Below are 20,522 nucleotides of genomic sequence, written 5' to 3' on the forward strand. Positions count from 1 at the left end.
AGCCTTCCTGCACATGTGCCCGCGTGTATTTCTGCGCGGCGATCAGGGAGGTTGCATGTCAAATTCCGAACCCGCCAAACCCGCGAACGCGCAGGCTAAGTTCCTAACCGGCAATCTATTTCGACATGTCACTGTCATGTCGCTCACCGCGTCTATTGGGTTGATGGCGGTGTTCATTGTTGATTTCGTCGACATGATATTCATCTCGATGCTGGGCAAAGCCGAGCTTGCCGCCGCTGTGGGATATGCGGGCGCGATCCTGTTTTTCACCAGTTCTTTCGGCATTGGCATGTCCATCGCCGCGGGAGCGCTGGTCGCCCGTGCTTTGGGGCAGGGCGACGAGGATATGGCGCGCCGCCGCGCAACAACCTCGCTGTTTTATGGGGTTTTGTTCGGAAGTGTCTTTGCTGCGACGGTCTGGATATTCGTACCGACGCTCGCGGGGTGGATGGGGGCAAAAGGCGATGTCTTGCCGCTCACGGTATCCTACCTGCGTATTATCGTGCCAAGCCTGCCGCTGCTGCTTGTTGGCATGGTTGGCGGTGCGATTTTGCGGGCGCATGGCGATGCCAAACGCGCGATGTTTGCGACCATTCTTGGCGGCGTTGTTAACGCAGTGCTCGATCCCATCCTGATCTTCGGGCTTGATCTGGAACTGACGGGCGCAGCGCTTGCTTCGGTGGCGGCGCGAATAGCGATTGCCAGCTATGCGCTGATCCCGATTTATAAACACTATGGCGGCCTGCAAAAGCCAACTTCAGAGGAGTTCGCGCTTGATTTTCGGGCGATTTATACGCTTGCAGTTCCTGCGGTTCTGACACAGCTTTCAACGCCCATCGGACAGGCCTATGTGACACGCGCGATGGCCGAATATGGAGAGGATGCCGTCGCCGGAATGGCGGTGGTGTCGCGGATGGTACCGATTGCTTTCGGTGTGATTTTCGCGCTCTCAGGGGCCATCGGACCGATCATCGGCCAAAACTATGGCGCGCAATTGCATGACCGCGTGCAGCGGGCCTTCAAAGATGGGCTGCTGTTTATCGCGGGCTACGTGCTGATTGTGGCGCTGATCCTCTTTGCGCTGCGCGGCCCTGTGCTTGCACTATTCCGTGCGGATGGGGTGACGGCGGATATTATCTTGCTGTTCTGCGGGCCTTTGGCGCTCTTGTGGTTCTTCAACGGGGTGATTTTCGTGGCGAACGCGTCCTTTAACAACCTTGGCCACCCGTTCTATTCCACCATGGTAAACTGGGGCCGGAACACACTTGGGACGATCCCGTTCGTGATATTCGGCAGCATGTTATACGGGGCCGAAGGGGTGCTGATTGGACAGGCGATTGGCGGCGTCGTCTTTGCGGCGATTGCACTTGTGTTGGTGGCGCGGGTCATGCGCGACATCCGCGCCGAAAAACCGGTTGCTCCAGAGGCGTTTCGAAGCCAGAGCCGCTGGATGTCTCTGTTTAGTTTCCGGCGTTGACCTTGGCCACATAAGCATCAACCAATGCGGTTTCTGAGGGGCTCAACTCTTGGGCGCGCGGATACTTGGGCGCGAGGCGGTCATTTAGAATGGGAATATCCCAGCCATCTGTTGTGGCAAAGAAATCCGCAACGCCCTCCTCGCCGAATTCACGCAAATACCCCTGAACCACAACGTCGAGATAACTGAGCAGAATGCCTGGTCCTTCGTCTGCATCAAACGGCTCTTGCTCGGGAACGGCATAGATCGCGATTTCGGGTGTGAACGCTAGCGGGTGGCGCACAGCGTCGGTGACATGTCGATTGTATCCGCTTTCGCGCTCATCAAGGGCCGCCCAGTCCGCGCCGGGAACTTCGGCGATTAATCCGTCAATGCTGCTCTCGTCACATCTGATCGCCGTCAAAAGCGAGACGGGATGATGCGGTGTGAAGCGCCACGTGCGCCGCCAGCCGGTAACATGGGCGCGATGGGCGTTGGTGTAGGTGTGGGTCGATTGGTTCACGAGCGAACCATAGCCAAAGAAGAAAGGGTTTTTCATGTAACCGGATTTAACCTGTATACCGGCGAATACAACCCCTTGCCCAAAAGCGCACAGGTGGGTACATAATGCGACATCCAAGTGGGAGAATCTGCGGGGCGAATGCCTTTCAGTGCCGAAGGAGCAACCGCCCCGGTAAACTCTCAGGCTTCAGGACCGCTCGGATACCAAAACTCTGGAGAGTGGCCATTGGCCCGCCGAAGGGATAACGATCTCAGGCGCCGCAAGGCAGAGACAGAGGGGGCATCAGGAGAGCGCGCATGGGGCGGGCTTGTTTTGGTGCCGCGCTGAATATCCAGTGTTGTACCGGTGATGAGGAGAAGGCAAATGGCCAACCCACACCTCGACGCGGATCTGGCGCAGACCGTATTCCATGACCTCCACGTAGAATTGGGCGCCAAGATGGTGCCATTCGCGGGCTATTCCATGCCCGTGCAATATCCGCTCGGCGTGATGAAAGAGCATTTGCACACACGCACCGGCGCGGGGCTCTTTGATGTGAGCCATATGGGGCAAGTGATCCTGCGCGGTGATAATCCCGCAACGGCGCTTGAGCGTCTGGTGCCGGTTTCGATCGTTCCGCTCAAAGAGGGGCGTCAGCGCTATGCTCTTTTTACCAACGAAGACGGCGGCATTCTCGACGATCTGATGGTGGCCAACCGTGGCGACCACCTGTTCCTCGTGGTCAACGCGGCCTGTAAAGAGGCTGATGTCGCGCATATGAAGGCGAACCTTGCTGATTGTGAGGTCGAGGTTATCGAAGATCGCGCATTGCTTGCGTTGCAAGGCCCGAAAGCCGAAGCAGCGCTTGCTGCATTCGTACCATCTGCGGCCGATATGGTGTTCATGGATGTTGCTGTTGTGGAATCGGATTTCGGCGAGCTTTGGATTTCGCGCTCTGGGTACACTGGCGAAGACGGCTACGAGATTTCAGTGTCCAGCGACAGCGCGGTTGAATTTGCCCGTGCGCTTCTGGCCCAAGATGGTGTGGAGCCAATCGGCTTAGGTGCACGAGATAGTCTCCGCCTTGAAGCGGGGCTGTGCCTTTACGGTAATGATATCGACGAAACAACAACGCCGGTCGAGGCCGCGCTTGAATGGGCGATGCAAAAGGCCCGCCGCACAGGCGGCGAACGCGAAGGCGGCTTTCCCGGGGCCGAACGAATTCTCGCAGAGCTTGAAAAAGGGGCAACCCGCCGCCGCGTAGGCATTCTGCCTGAAGGGCGCGCGCCAATGCGAGCCGGAACCCAGCTTTTCGCCAGTGCCGACGCCACAGAGCCGATGGGGCAGGTGACATCGGGCGCATTTGGCCCCAGTATCGAACGGCCCATGTCGATGGGATATGTTGCTATCGACCACGCGGAAACCGGCACCGTTATCTATGCCGAAGTGCGTGGCAAGCGGCTCCCCGCAACCGTGGCAGATATGCCTTTCCGGCCATCAACCTATAAACGTTAAACAGGAGACTCCCCATGAAATACACCGAAGAACACGAGTGGCTGCGCGTCGAGGACGACGTTGTTGTTGTTGGCATTACCGAGCACGCCGCAGAGCAGCTTGGAGATGTTGTCTTTGTTGAACTGCCAGACGTTGGCACAACAGTCTCCAAGGACGACGAGGTTGTGGTAATCGAGAGTGTGAAAGCCGCTTCCGATATCCTCGCGCCAATCGACGGCGAGATTGTCGAAGTGAACGAAGCAATTGTCGACGAGCCAGGTAAGGTAAATGACGATCCAGAGAACGACGCTTGGTTCTTTAAGATCAAGGTCGAAGACCTCGGCCCAATGGACGACATGATGGACGAAGCCGCTTATAAAGCCTTCATCGGGTAAGGACACAAAATGCCCTATCAGACCACTGGTTATAACACCTATGATTTCGCAAACCGCCGCCATATCGGCCCGTCGCCAGATGAAATGGCCGAGATGCTCAAAGCAATCGGCTACGCGTCGCTCGATGAGCTGATTGACGACACAGTTCCGGGCAGTATCCGTCAGGCCGAAGCCCTGCCTTGGGCGCCAATGACGGAGCATGCGCTTTTGGAAAAAATGCGCAAGGTGGCCAAGAAAAACAAGGTTATGACCAGCCTGATCGGGCAGGGGTACTATGGCTGTGTGACCCCGCCGGCAATCCAGCGCAATATTCTGGAAAATCCGGCGTGGTATACGGCCTATACGCCCTACCAACCCGAAATCGCACAGGGGCGTCTTGAGGCGCTGCTGAACTTCCAGACTATGGTAAGCGACCTGACCGGCCTTCCTGTTGCCAACGCATCTCTGCTGGATGAGGCTACCGCTTGTGCCGAGGCAATGGCAATGGCGCTACGTGGGTCGAAATCCAAGGCAAAGGCGTTCTTTATCGACGAGAATTGCCACCCGCAGAATATCGCGGTTATGCAAACGCGGGCGGCACCATTAGGTATCGAAGTTATCGTTGGCAATCCTGACGATCTCGTTGCCGAAGAGGTATTTGGCGCGATCTTCCAATATCCTGGAACCTATGGCGAAATCCGCGATTTTGCGGCTGAGGTCGAGGCGCTTCATGCCGCCAAAGCCAGCGCGATTATGGCGACTGATCTGCTCGCCCTGACTATGCTCAAAGAGCCGGGCGCGATTGGTGCTGATATTGCCGTTGGCTCTGCGCAGCGCTTCGGTGTTCCGCTTGGTTTCGGTGGCCCGCACGCTGCGTTTATGGCCTGTGCTGACAACTATAAGCGCACCATGCCAGGCCGGATTGTTGGTGTGTCTGTGGATGCGCAGGGCGGGAAGGCCTATCGCCTGTCGCTGCAAACGCGCGAGCAGCACATCCGCCGCGAAAAAGCCACTTCCAACGTTTGTACCGCGCAAGCGCTTTTGGCCGTGATGGCGAGCTTCTTTGCTGTGTTCCATGGGCCGAAGGGTCTGAAATCCATCGCGGAAATGGTGCATTTCAACACGGTCGCGCTGGCAAACGGGCTGCGTGATGGTGGCTTTGAGGTCGAGACAGAGGCGTTCTTTGATACGATCACCGTTGAAGTGGGTGCATTCCAGAAAGCGATCCTTAAAAATGCCGAAGCCGAGGGCATCAACCTGCGCGCTGTTGATGACACCCGCGTTGGCATTTCGGTTGACGAGACGGTTGATGCGGGGTTGATCGAAGCGGTTTGGCGCGCCTTTGGTGTGAATAAATCCGCGCATGAATGGCTTGCGGATACCCCCGAAAGCCTTGAGCAAAGCTTCCCAGCTCCCTTCCTGCGTGAGAGCGATTACCTCACGCATCCGATCTTTCACATGAACCGCGCCGAAGCCGAGATGATGCGCTATATGCGCCGCTTGGCAGACCGCGATTTGGCGCTGGATCGGGCGATGATCCCGCTTGGCTCATGTACAATGAAGCTCAATGCAGCCGTTGAAATGATGCCAATCACATGGCCCGAATTCAACACAGTGCACCCCTTCGCGCCCAAAGATCAGACCGCTGGATATGCAGAGATGATCGAAGACCTTTCCGCGCGCCTCTGCGAGATTACGGGCTATGACGCAATGTCGATGCAGCCCAACTCCGGTGCGCAGGGTGAATATGCAGGGCTTTTGACAATTGCCGCCTATCATCGGTCGCGTGGCGAGGGCCATCGCGACGTCTGCCTCATTCCGGTTTCGGCTCACGGCACAAACCCAGCCTCGGCACAGATGTGCGGCATGAAGGTTGTTGTGGTGAAATCTGCGGAGAATGGTGACATCGACGTGGAAGATTTCCGCGCCAAAGCCGAAGCTGCGGGCGAAAATCTCGCGGCTTGCATGATCACTTATCCGTCGACCCACGGCGTGTTTGAGAAAACCGTTAAGGAAGTCTGCGAGATCACCCATGATTTCGGTGGGCAGGTTTATATCGACGGGGCGAACCTCAACGCGATGGTTGGGCTTTCTCAGCCGGGCAAACTGGGCGGCGACGTGAGCCACCTGAACTTGCACAAAACCTTCTGCATCCCGCATGGCGGCGGCGGTCCAGGCATGGGGCCAATCGGTGTGCGCGCGCATCTTGCGCGGTTCCTACCTGGGCACCCCGAGACGGGCGGAGAAGAGGGGCCGGTTTCGGCAGCACCCTATGGCAGCGCGTCGATCCTGCCGATCAGTTGGGCTTACTGCCTGATGATGGGCGGCGAAGGGATTACGCAGGCAACCAAGGTTGCGATCCTAAACGCCAACTACATCAAAGCGCGGCTCTCTGGTGCGTATGACGTGCTGTTCACCGGTAAAGGTGGCAATGTTGCGCATGAGTGCATTCTTGATACACGTCCGTTTGCCGAAAGTGCGCATGTGACCGTAGATGATATCGCCAAGCGCCTGATGGACAGCGGCTTCCACGCGCCGACTATGAGTTGGCCGGTTGCCGGCACCCTGATGATCGAGCCGACGGAGTCTGAAACCAAGGCCGAGCTTGACCGTTTCATCGACGCGATGTTGTCGATCCGCTCCGAAATTGCAGCGATTGAAAGCGGCGAAATGGACGCGGAGAACAATCCGCTGAAACATGCGCCGCATACGGTTGCGTCGCTTGTTGGTGAATGGGATCGCCCCTATAGCCGCGAGCAGGGATGCTTCCCTCCGGGCTCCTTCAAGGTTGATAAGTACTGGCCGCCCGTTGGCCGCGTAGATAACGTCTTTGGCGACAGAAACCTTGTTTGCACATGCCCGCCACTTGAGGAATACCTCGACGCAGCAGAGTAATTACCCGCGCGGGAACACACCCGCGACGGTTTCAAAACGGATATTGGCGGCGGAACATTCTGCCGCCAATTCTTTGCAGAACGTAGAGGCTTCGGTATCTGCGTTGGTCAGCCAAACGACACGCTTACCGGCCTGCGCAGCGTCAAGAAGCTGTTGAAAAACATCATTGCTTTCAGTGGTTTCAACGCGTTCGGCGTCCCTGCGGGCAAGCTCAAGAACGGTCATGTCTTTTAGGGGTGCGAAATAGATCGCGTCTGCTTCCTGCATCCGCTTTACCGCACGCAAAGTCATCATATCACGGCTGTCTGCACCCGTGGAAACAACGCAAACACCCGGCAAATCTTCGGTTGGTGCGCCGCCGTTTGCGATAGCCTCTTTGATCGCAAGGGCTGCTGGGCGCTCGCGCCCCGAGGTGAAATCTGCGCGCGGGCTTGCGGAAAACACCCAACGCCATAGATCGCGTCGCTTGATTGGGCCAAGGTTTTGTTCCGCGCTGTTGCGAAGCCGCCCAGCGAGGGCCGCAAGCCCGCCGAGGTTTGGCTCTAGAATTTCTTCCATCCGCGTTTTGATCTGGCGAGCCAGAACCGGTGCGGTTCCTTCGGTGCCGATGGCTACAACAACGGGGTCACGGTCCACGATCGAGGGGGTGAAGGCATCGCACAGGTCGGGCTGATCCACCACATTCACGGTGGCGCCAACGGATTTGGCAACGCCGTGAATATGGGCGTCGGTTTCTTCGTCTCCGGTCGCGACAAACACAAGCGCGGACCCTGCGAAGATTTCGGGTGTGATCTCGCCTGCTATGCGCTCTGCGCGGCCTTCGTCGATGATGTCGGCAAGCTCCGCGTCGATCTCGCCCGAATGAACGATCACGATCTGAGCCTCTGTCTTAAGGGCAAGGCGGCATTTCTGCGCGGCCTGCTCGCCACCGCCGACAATCACAATGCGGCGGTCGGTCATTTTGAGGAACATCGGAAAGGTTTTCACGGGGTGTCCTTTATTTGGTGCTGTGTCGTGCGGCCCAAAGTGCGCGCGCCTGTTCGTCGGCGGCTTCTATGCTGTCGGCCTGCCCTGTGGTCAAGAGCGCAAGCCCTGCTGTGCCGATCACAACGGCTTCTGCAAACTCGTCTGAATGCGTTCCATTCCAGAGGTTTGCAAGGTCTTCGGGCTGGGATTCTTTCGTAGCGAGGCGGCGCGTTTCGTCAAGAAGCGCGGGCGCGGTGCCCGTCCAAGGGTTTGTGTCGCGCAGACCAAAACCGGCGATGTCTTTGGAGGGATGGCGCTCAAACTCGCCGCCGCCGCCTTTGATAACCGTCAGCCGCGCAAGTCCGAGAAGCGCGCCGGCGTCGGCCTGTAGTTCGCGATAAGATGGATGAAATACGCCCTGAACCGAAGCGGGTGCAAGCGAGGGGTTAAAGACCCGCAACGTGGTATTCACCGCCGAGCGTAGACCCAGCACATCGCGCAATTTTAGAATGCGGAAGGCATCTGGCGCGATTTCCTCAAGCGGGACATAGGCGATACCGCCGTTCTTAAGCGCTTTTGTTGCGGCCTCAGCTGTTTTTGCAACGGGGATTTCAACTGCTGAAAGCTGATCGCGAACCGAGGCAACAGGATTTTGGTGCGAGTTCCAACCGTGTAGCAAAACAGGTGTTCCGCTTGCGGCAATGAGCTTGGCGGACAACAGGTAAAACGGAAGCCCGCGCGTACGCCCTGCGGCATAAGTGGGCCAATCAAGCCCAGCGGGAACATTCGTCCAATCCGCATCAACATGTGCACGAAGCGCCCGAACGAAACCCGCAATTTCAGGGGCAATCTCACCACGGAACCGCATGAGCATCAGCAGCGCGCCAACGGCCTCTGGTGCTGCATCGCCTTGCAAAATTAAGGTGAACGCCTCAAATGCTTCTTCTTCGGTAAGTGATCTTGAACGCCCCGGTCCCCGCCCAAGAATTCGGACATAGGGAGCAAGTTTGTTCATTCGGCAGCCACTTTCATTGAGGGTATATCTTTCAGTAATGCCTGAAGTTCCGGCTTGCAAGAGCCGCAGTTGGTTCCCGCGCCTGTGCATTCGCCAAGAGCTTCGACCGTGCGCGCCCCATCGGAAATCGCCGCTTTGAGGGTGTTGATCCCGACGTTCATGCAGGAACAGACCGTGGCGCCGGGGTCTGGTTGATCAGCCCCTGGAACTCCGGCGAGCACTTGCGCTGATGCCTCACTCCCAATCAGGTCACAGACATAGCCACGCGCAACGGCAACTGGTGTGCGGGCGGCGAAATAGACACCGCGAAGGCGGCCCTCCTCAAAGATCGCAACGCGGGCAATCCCGTTTTGTGCGTCCTCCAGCATAACGGCTTCACCGCCATCAAGGTCAAGTGTTTCGCGTGCTTCTTTTTCCCAATCTTTCGGCGCGCGCTGCCCTGAAATTTCGGCTTTCCATCCAGTTGTGGTTTTGGATTTGGCCACATAGGGGCGGGCGCTTTCAATCGGCTGATCACTTGCGGCGAAGGCATAGAACGCGGCCTCGAATGGCGCGACGGTTACGTCTGCCCCTTTGAGCGCGGGTTGTCCTGACACGGGATCGGTCACGGGTGCAACTGCGTGGTTCACGCGGCCAGAGGCAGCAAATTGCGCGGTCCAATGCATCGGAACAAATATGGTGCCGGCCTGTACCTTGCTGGTAATCATTGCCCGCACAACAGCGCTGCCATGTTCGCCCGAGATACGCAGCAGGGTCGCGTCTTTGATACCAAGGCGCAGCGCGTCAGTTGGGTTGATTTCGGCGAAAGGTTCGGCAAGGTGCTGGTTTAGGCGCGGTGCGCGCGCAGTGCGGGTCATCGTGTGCCACTGATCGCGGATACGACCGGTGTTGAGACGGAAGGTTTCGCCGTTTTCCGCGTGTTTCGGCGGTTTTACGGGAAGCATTTTCGCCTTGCTGTCCGCATGGAAGAAGCCGCCATCTGCGAAGAAGCGCTCGGTTGTGGACCCATTGGCGCGGATCGGCCATTGGGTTGGTTTGAGCGCGTCGTAGTCGGCCTCATCCAAGCCAGCGAGGCCGCTGATGTCGAAATCCTTACCGAACTTTGCGGTTGCTTCGGAAAGGGCGGCGTATTCGGCGAAGACCTCGGCAGGAGAGGTAAACTCAAAGGCTTCCCCGAACCCCATTTTTTGCGCCACGTCGCAGATAATTTGCCAATCCGGGCGCGTTTCACCGGGGAGGGGTAGGAACGCGCGTTGGCGGCTGATGCGGCGTTCGGAATTGGTTACTGTGCCCGATTTCTCGCCCCAGCCCGCAGCGGGGAGCAAAACATCGGCAAGCGCGCCAGTATCTGTGTCTTTGAGGATGTCGGAAACAACGGTAAACGGCACGTTTTCAATGGCCTGCGCTACGTTTGCGGCGTCTGGCATCGATACAGCAGGGTTTGTCGACATGACCCAGAGCGCTTTGATTTTGCCATCTGCACAGGCTTGGAAAAGGTCTACTGCCTTAAGGCCTGCGTGATCAGCGATAACTGGGGCGTTCCATGCGGTTTGTACTGTGTCGCGGTGGTCTGGGTTTTCCAGATCAAGGTGGTTGGCCAGCATATTCGCCAACCCGCCGACCTCGCGCCCGCCCATGGCGTTTGGCTGTCCAGTGACGGAAAACGGCCCCATCCCTGCGCGGCCGATACGTCCCGTTGCAAGGTGGCAATTCAGGATCGCGTTGACTTTGTCGGTGCCGACGGCGGATTGGTTCACGCCTTGGGAATAAATGGTGACCACGCGCTCTGTGTTGATCCAGAGTTTGGTGAAATCTTCGATCTCGGCGGCGCTTAGGCCGGTGCTGCTTACGTCGCTGTCTTGTGCGGCGGCGAGTGCATCGGCAAAGCCATTCACGTTTTTGGCGACATAGTCGTCGTCAACTGCGCCGCGCGATGCGATTTCGGCGAGCAGGTGATTAAACAGGGCCGTGTCGCTATCGGCGTTGATGGCAAGGTGAAGATCAGCGAGATCGCTTGTCGCTGTGACACGCGGGTCGATGTTGACCACGCGCATGTCCGGGCGCGCTTGCTTGGCCGCGACGAGGCGTTGGAACAGGATCGGATGGCACCACGCGAGGTTGGACCCAACGAGGACAACGAGGTCGGCCTCTTCAAAATCCTCATAGGTGCCGGGAACTGTGTCTGTGCCAAATGCGCGCTTGTGGCCCGCCACGGAGCTGGCCATGCAAAGGCGCGAGTTAGTGTCTATGTTGGCGCTGCCGATGAACCCTTTCATTAGCTTGTTGGCCACATAGTAATCTTCGGTCAGGAGTTGGCCGGAAACATAGAATGCAACGCTGTCTGGGCCGTGTTCCTTGATCGCGGCGCTGAACTTCTCTGCGACGAGGGCAGTTGCCTCCTCCCAGCTTGCGCGTTGCTTATTGACCATCGGCGCGAGCAAGCGCCCTTCGAGCGTGATGGTTTCGCCCAGTGCCGAGCCTTTGGAGCACAACCGCCCGAAATTGGACGGGTGGTCCGGATCGCCCTTGATGGTGCCGTCAGCGCTCGCGAGAACGCCACAGCCGACACCGCAATAGGGGCAGGTTGTGCAGGTCATGCTCATGCGGCGGACCGTGCGGAGAGGCGGTTTACGTCAAGCAGGATACGCCCGTCGCGTACGTCGATATCATAGGTTGCGACCTGTCCTTCGTCGGCTCCCTGCGCTTGGCCGGTGTTCATGTCAAACACCCAGTTGTGCAATGGGCAAGTAACGGACTCGCCATGCACGATCCCCTCGCTCAGCGGCCCCTTTTTGTGGGGGCAGGTGTCGTCCATGGCAAATACGCGGTCTTCTGCGGTGCGGAACACCGCGACGCATCCAAGCTGTGTTTTTACAAGGCGCGCCCCGCGTTGGGGGATGTCGTCAAGCGCGCCGATATCAATCCAGTCACTCATTCTGCGGCCTCCAAGCTCAGGTCAGCCATCGGCTGCCATTTTTTGCGGTTGTATTCGGGGGTGGCCTGTTCGGCCCATGGGTCTTTGCGATAGATGGTCTGTGATAGCTCGAAGCGCTCCACCAATTCGGCGCGTTGGGCGAGGTCATCAACGATCTGTTCCTTGACCCAATCCAACCCGACCTTGGCGACCCATTTGTAAGCGCGATCAAGGTATTTCGCGTTTTCACGGTAGATCTGCATGAACGCAGTCGTGAGGGCGATGGCTTCCTCTTCGGTTGCGACTTTGGCAAGCAATTCGGTTTCCCGAACGTCCATACCCGCAGCACCACCAACAGAAACCTCGTAACCCGAGTCGACGCAGACGATGCCGATGTCCTTACAGGTGGCTTCCGCGCAGTTACGCGGGCAGCCCGACACGCCCAGTTTGACTTTATGCGGTGTCCAAGAACCCCAGAGGAGCTTTTCGAGTTTGATGCCGAGGCCCGTTGAATCCTGCGTTCCGAAACGGCAGTGATCCTTGCCTACACATGTTTTGACTGTGCGCAGACCTTTGGAATAGGCGTGGCCCGAAACCATGCCCGCTTGGTTCAAATCGTACCACATTGCGGGAAGGTCTTCTTTCTTCACGCCCAGAAGGTCGATCCGCTGTCCGCCAGTTACCTTAACGGTCGGAACGTTGTATTTGTCGGCGGCATCCGCAATGGCGCGCAGTTCGTCGGGCGTGGTGATCCCGCCCCACATACGCGGCACAACCGAATAGGTGCCGTCTTTCTGGATGTTGGCGTGGTTGCGCTCGTTTACAAAACGGCTCTGTGGATCGTCCTGATATTCAAGCGGCCAATCAGCGAGCAAATAGAAGTTGAGCGCAGGGCGGCAAGAGTGACAGCCGCAGCTTGTTTTCCAGCCACATTCCTGCATGACCGCGGCCATGGATTTCAACTCTTGCGATTTGATCATCCGGCGCACGTCTTCGTGGCTCAGATCTGTGCAGTTACACATACCTTGAGCGGCGGGAATAACGAAGTCATCGCCCAGCGTTACCCCAAGAACCTGCTCAACCAGACCCGTGCATGTCCCGCAGGAGCCGGAGGCCTTGGTGACCGCGCGCACGGCGGCGAGGTCTGTTGCCCCGTCGTTGATCGCAGAAACAATCTCGCCTTTGGAAATGCCGTTACAACCACAGATTTCTGCATCATCTGGTAAGGCTGCAACGGCCGCCATAGGGTCCAGGGGGGCACCCCCCTGAAAGGCCGGTCCAAAGATCAGGGTCTCGCGCATTTCGCTGATGTCTTCGCCGGATTTGATCATGCCGAAGAACCAGTTGCTGTCGGCGGTATCGCCATACATCACGGCGCCGACGATCTTGTTGTCTTCGAGTACGAGGCGCTTGTAGACCCCACGTGCCGGATCGCGGAACACGATATCTTCGCGGGTGTCGCCCTCTGCGAAGTCACCAGCAGAGAAAAGATCACAGCCCGTTACTTTGAGCTTGGTTGAAATCTCGCGCTGAACGAATGTTGCCTCTTCACCGATCAAGGTTTTGGCAACGACTTTGGCTTGATCATAGAGCGGAGCAACGAGGCCAAAGATATTGCCGTCGTGTTCCACGCATTCGCCCACTGCGAGGATGTTCTCGTCCGAGGTTATCATTTGATCGTCAACATGAATGCCGCGCCCAACGGAGAGGCCAGCATCGCCAGCAAGGGCCACATTCGGGCGGATGCCCACGGCCATCACGAGGAGGTCGCAGGGCAGTTCGGTGCCGTCATCCAACATAAGCGCTTTGACATGGCCGTCTTCGCCAACGATCTCTTTGGAGTTGGCCGAGCACATTACTTTGATGCCCTTGTCGAGCAACGCCTTGCGCAAAAGGTATCCTGCAGCTTCGTCAAGCTGGCGCTCCATCAGGTGGCCCATGATATGCACCACTGTCACGTCAACGCCGCGCAGCTTAAGCCCAGCCGCAGCTTCAAGACCAAGCAAGCCACCACCGATCACAACCGCTTTCGCATCCGGCTTTTCGCCGAGGGCAATCATGCGGTTGGTGTCTTCAAGGTCACGATAGGCGATTACGCCCTCAAGATCATGGCCAGGGAGCGGAATGATAAATGGGTTGGACCCCGTTCCAAAGAGCAGCTTGTCATAAGGCACTTCGTCGCCATTTTCGGCGATTACGACTTTGCGCTCGCGGTCTACTTTGGCGACCTTTTCGCCAAAGCGGCATGTTACACCGTTTTCTTCGTACCAATCGGAGGTGTGGATGATGATGTCGTCAAACTTCTTATCACCCGACAGAACCGGAGAGAGCATGATGCGGTCATAGTTGCCGCGAGGCTCTGCGTTGAAAAGGGTCACGTCATAGGCATCGGGCGCCTGCTTGAGCAGTTCTTCGAGCGCGCGGCCCGAGGCCATGCCAGCGCCGATAATTACCAGTTTCTCGGTCATTATGCGGCCTCCTCTTTCTTGGATTTGGGGTTTTTGCCGTGTTCGTATTCCTCAAGGAAATCGAGAACCTCGGCGCGGAATTTGTAATAATCCGGATGCTCCAGCAGCGCTTTGCGGGTGCGCGGGCGGGGCAGATCCACATCAACGATCTTGCCGATTGTGGCTTGTGGTCCGTTGGTCATCATCACAACGCGATCCGCCAGAAGGATGGCTTCGTCCACGTCGTGGGTGACGCAGATCGCGGTGACTTTCGTGCGGCTCCAGACTTCCATGAGAACTTCCTGAAGCTCCCAGCGGGTGAGGCTGTCGAGCATGCCGAATGGTTCATCAAGCAAGAGGAGTTTGGGCGAGAGCGCAAAGGCGCGGGCAATCCCGACACGCTGTTTCATGCCGTTGGACATGGAGTTCGCCATTTTGTCCATGGAGTCCGCAAGGCCAACGCGCTCAAGGTAGTATTCGACCACATCCTGACGCTCGGCCATAGAAGCGGTTGGGTAGACCTTGTCGACACCGATCGACACGTTCTCCTTGGCGGTGAGCCACGGGAAGAGGTTGGGCGATTGGAACACAACCGCACGCTCGGGGTCTGCGCCCTGTACGTGGCGACCATCAAGGCGGATACCGCCTTTGGAAATTTCATTAAGGCCCGCCGCCATTGTCAGCACTGTGGATTTACCACAGCCCGAATGACCGATCAGTGAGATGAACTCGCCACGGTCAATCTTGAGGTTGAAATCTTCAACCACAGTCAGCGGACCTTTCGGCGTTGGGTAAACCTTGTGAAGCTGCGAAAAATCGAGGAAACGCTCGTCGATCAGCCCTTCTTGTGCCTTGGCAACCGCAGCAGGAACGCCGTGGATTGGCGTTACATTTGGCAAGTTGCGGGTCTCTTCGACCTTAGCGGCGATGCCCACATCCATGAGGTATTTTGTGACCTCGGCGCGGAGTTTTTTGAACGATGCATCGTCGTTCATCGCCATCCGGTCGCGGGGACGAGGGATGCTGACGTTGAACTCCTTGGTGATGGTGCCATCAGGGTTCAGGGCGATGATCCGATCCGCCATAATGATGGCTTCGTCCACATCATTGGTGACGAGGATCACGGTCTTTTGGTCCGCATTCCAGATGTCGAGGATCTCGTCGGCCAGATTGGCGCGGGAGAGGGCGTCGAGCGCGGAAAGCGGTTCGTCCAGAAGCAGCATCTCTGGGCTCATCGCAAGCGCGCGCGCCACAGAAACCCGCTGACGCATGCCCCCAGAAAGTTCCGCAGGGCGACGGTCTGCGGCGTGGGAGAGGCCAACCATGGCGATATACTTCGCCACCAGTTCGGCGCGCTCTTCCTTGGATTTCTCCTTGAAGACACTGTCAACGGCGAGAGCGATGTTTCCCTTAACCGTCAGCCACGGCATCAAAGAGTAGCTTTGAAAGACCAGCCCGCGTTCAGGGCCAGGACCAGAGATTTCAGCGCCTTTGTATAGCACTTCGCCCTGATCTGGTTGGTGTAGCCCTGCAACCAAGTTGACGAGGGTGGATTTGCCTGTTCCGGAGAAGCCGAGGATCGCAACGAACTCGCCTTCTTCCACTTTGAGGTTGATGTCGGAGAGGACGGGCGTGTGCTCTGTTCCTTCGCCGAAACCCTTGTAAACGTTATTGAATTCAAGAACTGACATAGGGATCACCGATTAGCCGAGAAGGTAAAGAAGGATTGGATCACATACATCAGGCGGTCGAGCATGAAGCCGATGATGCCGATGGTGAACACAGCAACCATGATCTTGGCGAGGGATTGGCTGGAGCCGTTCTGGAACTCGTCCCAAACGAATTTACCAAGGCCGGGGTTCTGGGCGAGCATTTCCGCCGCGATCAGCACCATCCAGCCAACACCGAGCGAGAGGCGCAGACCGGTAAAGATCAGCGGCAGTGCGGAAGGCAGAACCAGCTTGGTGATTTTGGTCCATGTGGAGAGCTTCAGAACCTTGGACACAGAGATCAGATCTTTATCGATGCTTGCCACACCCAAAGACGTGTTGATGAGCGTTGGCCAAAGCGAACAGAGCGTCACTGTGATGGCGGAGTTAAGAAAGCTCTTGGAGAACATTCCGTCGTTCGTGGTGTAAACCGCCGAGACAATCATCGTCACAATTGGGAGCCAAGCGAGAGGAGAAACGGGTTTGAAAATCTGGATCAACGGGTTGATCGCGGCATTGACCGAAGGGGAGAGGCCCGCCGCGATCCCCAGTGGGACAGCAACTGCTGTGGCCAGTAGGAAGCCGAAGAATACGGTCTGGATAGAGGTCCAGATCTGGTCGTAATAGGTTGGTTTGCCGGTATAGGCGCGCTCTTTGATCTTGTCTTCTTTGCCGTCCGCGAGGAGCTTCGCGTTGCGAGCGTCCTGACGTTCATAGAAGGCTTCTTCTTTTTCGCGCTCACGAACGTGATCTGCATGAAGAACGCCAACCTGTTCCCAAACTTGTGCAGGGCCGGGAACCGCGCCAAGAGATGTTTGAACCTTAGGTGCCAAAGCGCCCCATGCGGCGATGAAAAGGAAGATCGAGAGAAGCGGAACACCGAGCAAAAGCCAGATTTGTTTGACCTGAGCGCGAGGGTTGTCGCCGGCGAGCGCTTTCAGGATCGGGGTCATCCATGACATACCGATAACTTTGAACCAAGTGTCGGCTTTGTTGATACGGGTGAACAAGCGCGCGCGTCTGGCTTCTTTTGCCTCGTTTGCGGCGAATTCGGGATCGACTGTGGTCATCTGACCTTCTCCAATCTGGCGGGGTGTTAAGGGTAGTGGTGACCCCACCCGCATAAGCAGGTGGGGAGTGGGATGTTTAATTTGTGACAATGTCGCTATTGACGGTTTGGTCGCCCTTCAGACCGATCGGCAGGCTGTCGAGATAGGCGTTCGGGGTGCGACCGTCGTATGCGATGCCGTCGATGATATCCTCAGCTGGGGTAACTTCGCGGTAACCGTCTGTATCCCAAGGGAAATCAGCTTCGCTTGCGATGCCTTCTTCAACAAGTAGACGGGCGGCTTCGAGGTAGATTTCCGGCTTGTAAACGCTCTTGGCAGTTTCATCGTACCAAGCGTCTGTTTTGCCTTCAGGAATTTGGCCCCAGCGGCGCATTTGGGTCAGGTACCAAACAGCGTCAGAGTAGTAGGGATATGTCGCAAAGTAGCGGAAGAACACGTTGAAATCCGGAACGTCGCGCACATCGCCTTTTTCATACTCAAACGTGCCGGTCATAGAGGCCGCGATCACGTCATAGTCCGCACCCACATATTCAGACCGAGAGAGGATTTCTACGGCTTCTGGGCGGTTGGCGTTGTCGTTCTCGTCAAGCCACATAGCCGCGCGGATTAGCGCCTTGGTCAGGGCAAGCGTTGTGTTCGGATACTCTTCGGCAAACTCTGCTGTGATGCCGAAAACTTTCTCTGGGTTGTTCTTCCAGATTTCATAGTCGGTCACCACTGGAACGCCGATGCCCTTAAAGACTGCGGCTTGGTTCCAAGGCTCGCCTACGCAATAGCCAAGGATAGTTCCGGCTTCGAGCGTTGCAGGCATTTGTGGAGGAGGTGTTACCGAAAGAAGAACATCGGCCGCGATCTGACCGGACACATTCTCTGGGGAATAGTAGCCAGGCTCGATACCACCAGCAGCCAGCCAGTAGCGCAACTCGTAGTTATGTGTGGAAACAGGAAAAACCATGCCCATGTTGAACGGTTTGCCTTCGTCGGCGAATTCTTCAACAACGGGTTTCAGAGCCGACGCGGAAATCGGGTGAACCGGCTTACCGTCCGCATCTTTGTCGATGTGTGGCAGCATCTTTTCCCAGATTTCATTGGAAACGGTGATGCCGTTGCCGTTCAGGTCCATCGAGAAAGGCGTAATGATATGCGCTTCGGTGCCGTAGCCGATTGTTGCGGCGATGGGCTGACCTGCAAGCATATGAGCGCCGTCAAGCTGGCCGTCGATCACGCGGTCAAGCAGCACTTTCCAGTTCGCTTGCGGCTCTAGTGTTACGTAAAGCCCTTCGTCCTCGAAATAGCCTTGCTCATATGCAATGGCGAGCGGGGCCATATCAGTTAGCTTGATGAACCCGAGTGTGAGTTCGTCTTTTTCAACGTCGAGCATCTCGGCCCACGTTGGAGCGGCAAGTGCAAAGCTCGTCGCCACGGCCATGCTGATTGCGTTTTTCATCGTTCAGTCCCTTTTGTTGCGCCCCCGATGTTCGGTATGGGGCAAAAGAAAAAGCCGCTCGATTCAACTGCACGGGGAGGCGTACGGTGAATCGAGCGGCTTTGCTCATGTCACCCGATCATTCGGGTGTTTCTGGCTGGGCGTCGTTGCCTAGCATTAAGGCTTTTATAGAAGGTGCGCCGCAGCGCAGCGAGAGTCGTAGTGGGGCTCGGCGGAGAAAATCAGAGGTTTTCTGCGACTGCACATTTTTTGGGCGGAATTCACCGCGTCAGGTCAAAGATTTCGCCATTAAAGAAGGCATCCGGCCCGAGAATCATCTCGCCGCGGGTGGATGCAACGGCCGTTGGATGAGACAGCGCACCCTCTAGTTTCTCGGAGGCGCCGGGGAGGTCGATGCCGAGTCCGGCGAGGTTTTGGCGATATAGATCGCTGCGGAAACTGGCTTTGCCGACCTCGAGCGCGTGCGTGCGATCCAAGCCATTACGTGCGGCGAGCCGCGTAGCAATCCATGCGGCCTGACTGCGCCACGGGAATGTCGCTGCGGAACTAAAGAAGCGCTGAAACTCAGGAACATGAACAGGCGCACCGTTGTGGCGTGTCACGATCCGGCGGCTAAGGGCGCGGTCGATGATCTGTTCGGAGAGGTTCAGGTACTCCTGCCGTGCAAGGAGGTTTGCGGCCATCATGCGATTGTGATCGTCATGAAGCCACTCTGCCGCATGATAAACGGCACGCATGAGCGCCCGCACAGCGTTGGGGTTTTCATCAACCCAATCGCGCCGCGCGGCGAGGGTTTTTTCGGGTGCGAAACTCCAGATAGAAGAGCCGGGCAGCACCAGTTCGGCATGCCCGTTTTCAACCGCAGACGACCCCCAAGGCTCGCCGACACAGAAGGCATCAATCTCGCCCTTGGCCATGGCCGCGGGCATATGCGGAGGCGGGACAATGCGGATGTCGAGCTCTTCCTCGGGCATGCCGAGGGCGGTCAGCCAATGACGTAAAAGCTCTGTGTGCATGGCGAACGGAAAAGGCGAACCTATCCGCAGCTTTCCGCCCGTAACGGCAAGTAGAAACTCACCTGTCTCGCGCGGTGTCGTGAAGCTACCATCCCAGCCGATTGCACGCATTTTCCCTGCAATATCAGGGTGAACGCCAATGCTGTTGCCATTTACGGACAGGACCATCAGCGTGTCGATTTGAGCGCTGAAGCCGCCGAGAGACAGTGACATGGCAATCGGCGTTGGCGCCAGCATATGCGCGGTGTCGATCTGGCCGAATGCGAGCATGTCCCGAAGCGTGGACCAGCTTGGGTAGCGCGAGAGGCGAAGGTCTATGCCCTCGCTGCGGGCAAAGCCGAATTCGCGCGCCACAACCAACGGCACACAGTCAACCAAAGGAAGGAAACCGCAGGTGATCGTCGCGTTCATTTCAGAAGCTCCGAAGCCGTGACCAAAGCAGTTGCCACATCGACAACTTTGCGGCCCTGATCCATCGCGGTTTTGCGCAGTAGCGAATAGGCTTCGTCCTCGCTGATGCCTTTGGCGGCGATGAGTAGTCCTTTGGCGCGGTCGATGGTTTTTCGGTCGGCGAGAGCGGCTTTGGCTGCGTCGCGTTCATTGCGGATTTTGGCGACCATATTGAAACGCGCGATGGCGGCGTCGATCACAGGTTTGATGCGATTTTTGTGTAATCCATCTACCACATAGGCGGAAAGACCGGCCTCAATCGCGGCTTTGGTCAGGTCTGGATCAGAGCGGTCAACGAACATTGCGACGGGGCGAGAGGCAGCGCCAGATGCAAGGGAAAGCTGCTCTAGAGTGTCGCGGTTCGGGTTGGCGATATCAACAAGAACCACGTCCGGATTGAGTTCGGACAGGCGCTGGTTGAGGGAAGTCTCGTCGCCGATAATCGTGATGGAATAATCGCCTGCATCGCATAATCCATCGACAATCATCCGTGCCCGTTCAGGGTCGGGCTCAAGGATGGTGATGCGGAGCTTGCTGGCCATGAACAGGGTCTAAAGTGGCGCTAATCCGGTGACCAGAGAGGGCGGAATTTTGCAGGTGCAGCAATGGTGGGCTGCATTCGAATTGGGCGGAATATGCTGCGCATGCATAATAAATGGGCATTGCGTTAACTGTTCCTGACGAGGCGAAAACGGCGATGTGAAACGCATATGATTTCCATATGTTTTGCATATGCGCGGGATATGCGTACGGTCTGGCGGCTGTCT

At 57.2% G+C, this 20,522-nt stretch carries 15 protein-coding genes and 1 riboswitch; of the genes, 4 read left to right on the plus strand and 11 right to left on the minus strand.

Going from position 1 to position 20,522, the window contains the following annotated elements:
- Positions 1-55 precede the first annotated feature (55 nt).
- Positions 56-1,477, plus strand: a complete 1,422-nt coding sequence (locus tag N9C89_RS03150; RefSeq protein ID WP_263952383.1) for an MATE family efflux transporter — start codon at positions 56-58, stop codon at positions 1,475-1,477.
- Here N9C89_RS03150 and N9C89_RS03155 read toward each other — a convergent pair.
- The gene (locus N9C89_RS03155) at positions 1,461-2,015 is read right to left on the minus strand and encodes a gamma-glutamylcyclotransferase family protein (RefSeq protein ID WP_263952384.1); all 555 of its coding nucleotides are present in this window, start codon (positions 2,013-2,015) and stop codon (positions 1,461-1,463) included. The two genes, N9C89_RS03150 and N9C89_RS03155, sit on opposite strands and share 17 nt — an antisense overlap.
- A 72-nt stretch (positions 2,016-2,087) precedes the next feature.
- A riboswitch (glycine riboswitch) is annotated at positions 2,088-2,184 on the plus strand.
- 158 nt (positions 2,185-2,342) lie between these two features.
- Between N9C89_RS03155 and gcvT the strand changes: the two genes are divergently transcribed.
- From gcvT to gcvP, 3 genes are read left to right on the plus strand one after another with little or no spacing between them, the layout of a single operon-like run.
- Positions 2,343-3,473 carry a glycine cleavage system aminomethyltransferase GcvT gene (gcvT, locus tag N9C89_RS03160; protein ID WP_263952385.1) on the plus strand — a complete coding sequence of 377 codons (1,131 nt, stop codon included), beginning with the start codon at positions 2,343-2,345 and terminating at the stop codon, positions 3,471-3,473.
- A 14-nt stretch (positions 3,474-3,487) separates the two neighbouring features.
- Positions 3,488-3,847: a glycine cleavage system protein GcvH gene (gene gcvH / locus N9C89_RS03165; protein WP_263952386.1), complete on the plus strand. Its 360-nt coding sequence runs from the start codon at positions 3,488-3,490 to the stop codon at positions 3,845-3,847.
- A gap of 9 nt (positions 3,848-3,856) precedes the next feature.
- Positions 3,857-6,721 carry an aminomethyl-transferring glycine dehydrogenase gene (gene gcvP / locus N9C89_RS03170; RefSeq protein ID WP_263952387.1) on the plus strand — a complete coding sequence of 955 codons (2,865 nt, stop codon included), beginning with the start codon at positions 3,857-3,859 and terminating at the stop codon, positions 6,719-6,721.
- Here gcvP and N9C89_RS03175 read toward each other — a convergent pair whose 3' ends face one another.
- The 10 genes from N9C89_RS03175 to N9C89_RS03220 all read right to left on the minus strand — a co-directional run bounded on the left by N9C89_RS03175 (position 6,722) and on the right by N9C89_RS03220 (position 20,297).
- Entirely contained in the window at positions 6,722-7,708 is a 987-nt protein-coding gene (locus tag N9C89_RS03175; protein WP_263952388.1) for a siroheme synthase, read from the minus strand.
- A gap of 10 nt (positions 7,709-7,718) precedes the next feature.
- A complete protein-coding gene (locus N9C89_RS03180) occupies positions 7,719-8,702 on the minus strand; it encodes a glycosyl transferase family protein (RefSeq protein WP_263952389.1) in 984 nt (327 codons plus the stop codon).
- A complete protein-coding gene (locus N9C89_RS03185; RefSeq protein ID WP_263952390.1) occupies positions 8,699-11,305 on the minus strand; it encodes a nitrate reductase in 2,607 nt (868 codons plus the stop codon). The genes N9C89_RS03180 and N9C89_RS03185 overlap by 4 nt, the downstream gene beginning before the upstream one ends.
- On the minus strand, positions 11,302-11,637 hold the full coding sequence (gene nirD, locus N9C89_RS03190) for a nitrite reductase small subunit NirD (protein ID WP_263952391.1): 336 nt from the start codon (positions 11,635-11,637) through the stop codon (positions 11,302-11,304). Before nirD ends, N9C89_RS03185 begins: the two co-directional genes overlap by 4 nt.
- Positions 11,634-14,084: a nitrite reductase large subunit NirB gene (nirB, locus tag N9C89_RS03195; RefSeq protein WP_263952392.1), complete on the minus strand. Its 2,451-nt coding sequence runs from the start codon at positions 14,082-14,084 to the stop codon at positions 11,634-11,636. The genes nirD and nirB overlap by 4 nt, the downstream gene beginning before the upstream one ends.
- Positions 14,084-15,754, minus strand: a complete 1,671-nt coding sequence (locus N9C89_RS03200) for an ABC transporter ATP-binding protein (RefSeq protein ID WP_263952393.1) — start codon at positions 15,752-15,754, stop codon at positions 14,084-14,086. The genes nirB and N9C89_RS03200 overlap by 1 nt, the downstream gene beginning before the upstream one ends.
- Positions 15,755-15,759: 5 nt before the next feature.
- On the minus strand, positions 15,760-16,842 hold the full coding sequence (locus N9C89_RS03205) for an ABC transporter permease (RefSeq protein ID WP_263952394.1): 1,083 nt from the start codon (positions 16,840-16,842) through the stop codon (positions 15,760-15,762).
- A 76-nt stretch (positions 16,843-16,918) separates the two neighbouring features.
- Positions 16,919-18,289 carry a CmpA/NrtA family ABC transporter substrate-binding protein gene (locus N9C89_RS03210; RefSeq protein WP_263952395.1) on the minus strand — a complete coding sequence of 457 codons (1,371 nt, stop codon included), beginning with the start codon at positions 18,287-18,289 and terminating at the stop codon, positions 16,919-16,921.
- 260 nt (positions 18,290-18,549) lie between these two features.
- Positions 18,550-19,716 (minus strand): ABC transporter substrate-binding protein, encoded by a 1,167-nt coding sequence (locus N9C89_RS03215; protein ID WP_263952396.1) that lies wholly within the window; start codon positions 19,714-19,716, stop codon positions 18,550-18,552.
- Positions 19,713-20,297, minus strand: a complete 585-nt coding sequence (locus N9C89_RS03220; protein WP_263952397.1) for an ANTAR domain-containing response regulator — start codon at positions 20,295-20,297, stop codon at positions 19,713-19,715. Before N9C89_RS03220 ends, N9C89_RS03215 begins: the two co-directional genes overlap by 4 nt.
- Positions 20,298-20,522: the final 225 nt, after the last annotated feature.

The sequence above is a fragment of the Halocynthiibacter sp. SDUM655004 genome, from assembly GCF_026015885.1.
GTDB classification, from domain to species: Bacteria; Pseudomonadota; Alphaproteobacteria; order Rhodobacterales; family Rhodobacteraceae; genus Falsihalocynthiibacter; species Falsihalocynthiibacter halioticoli.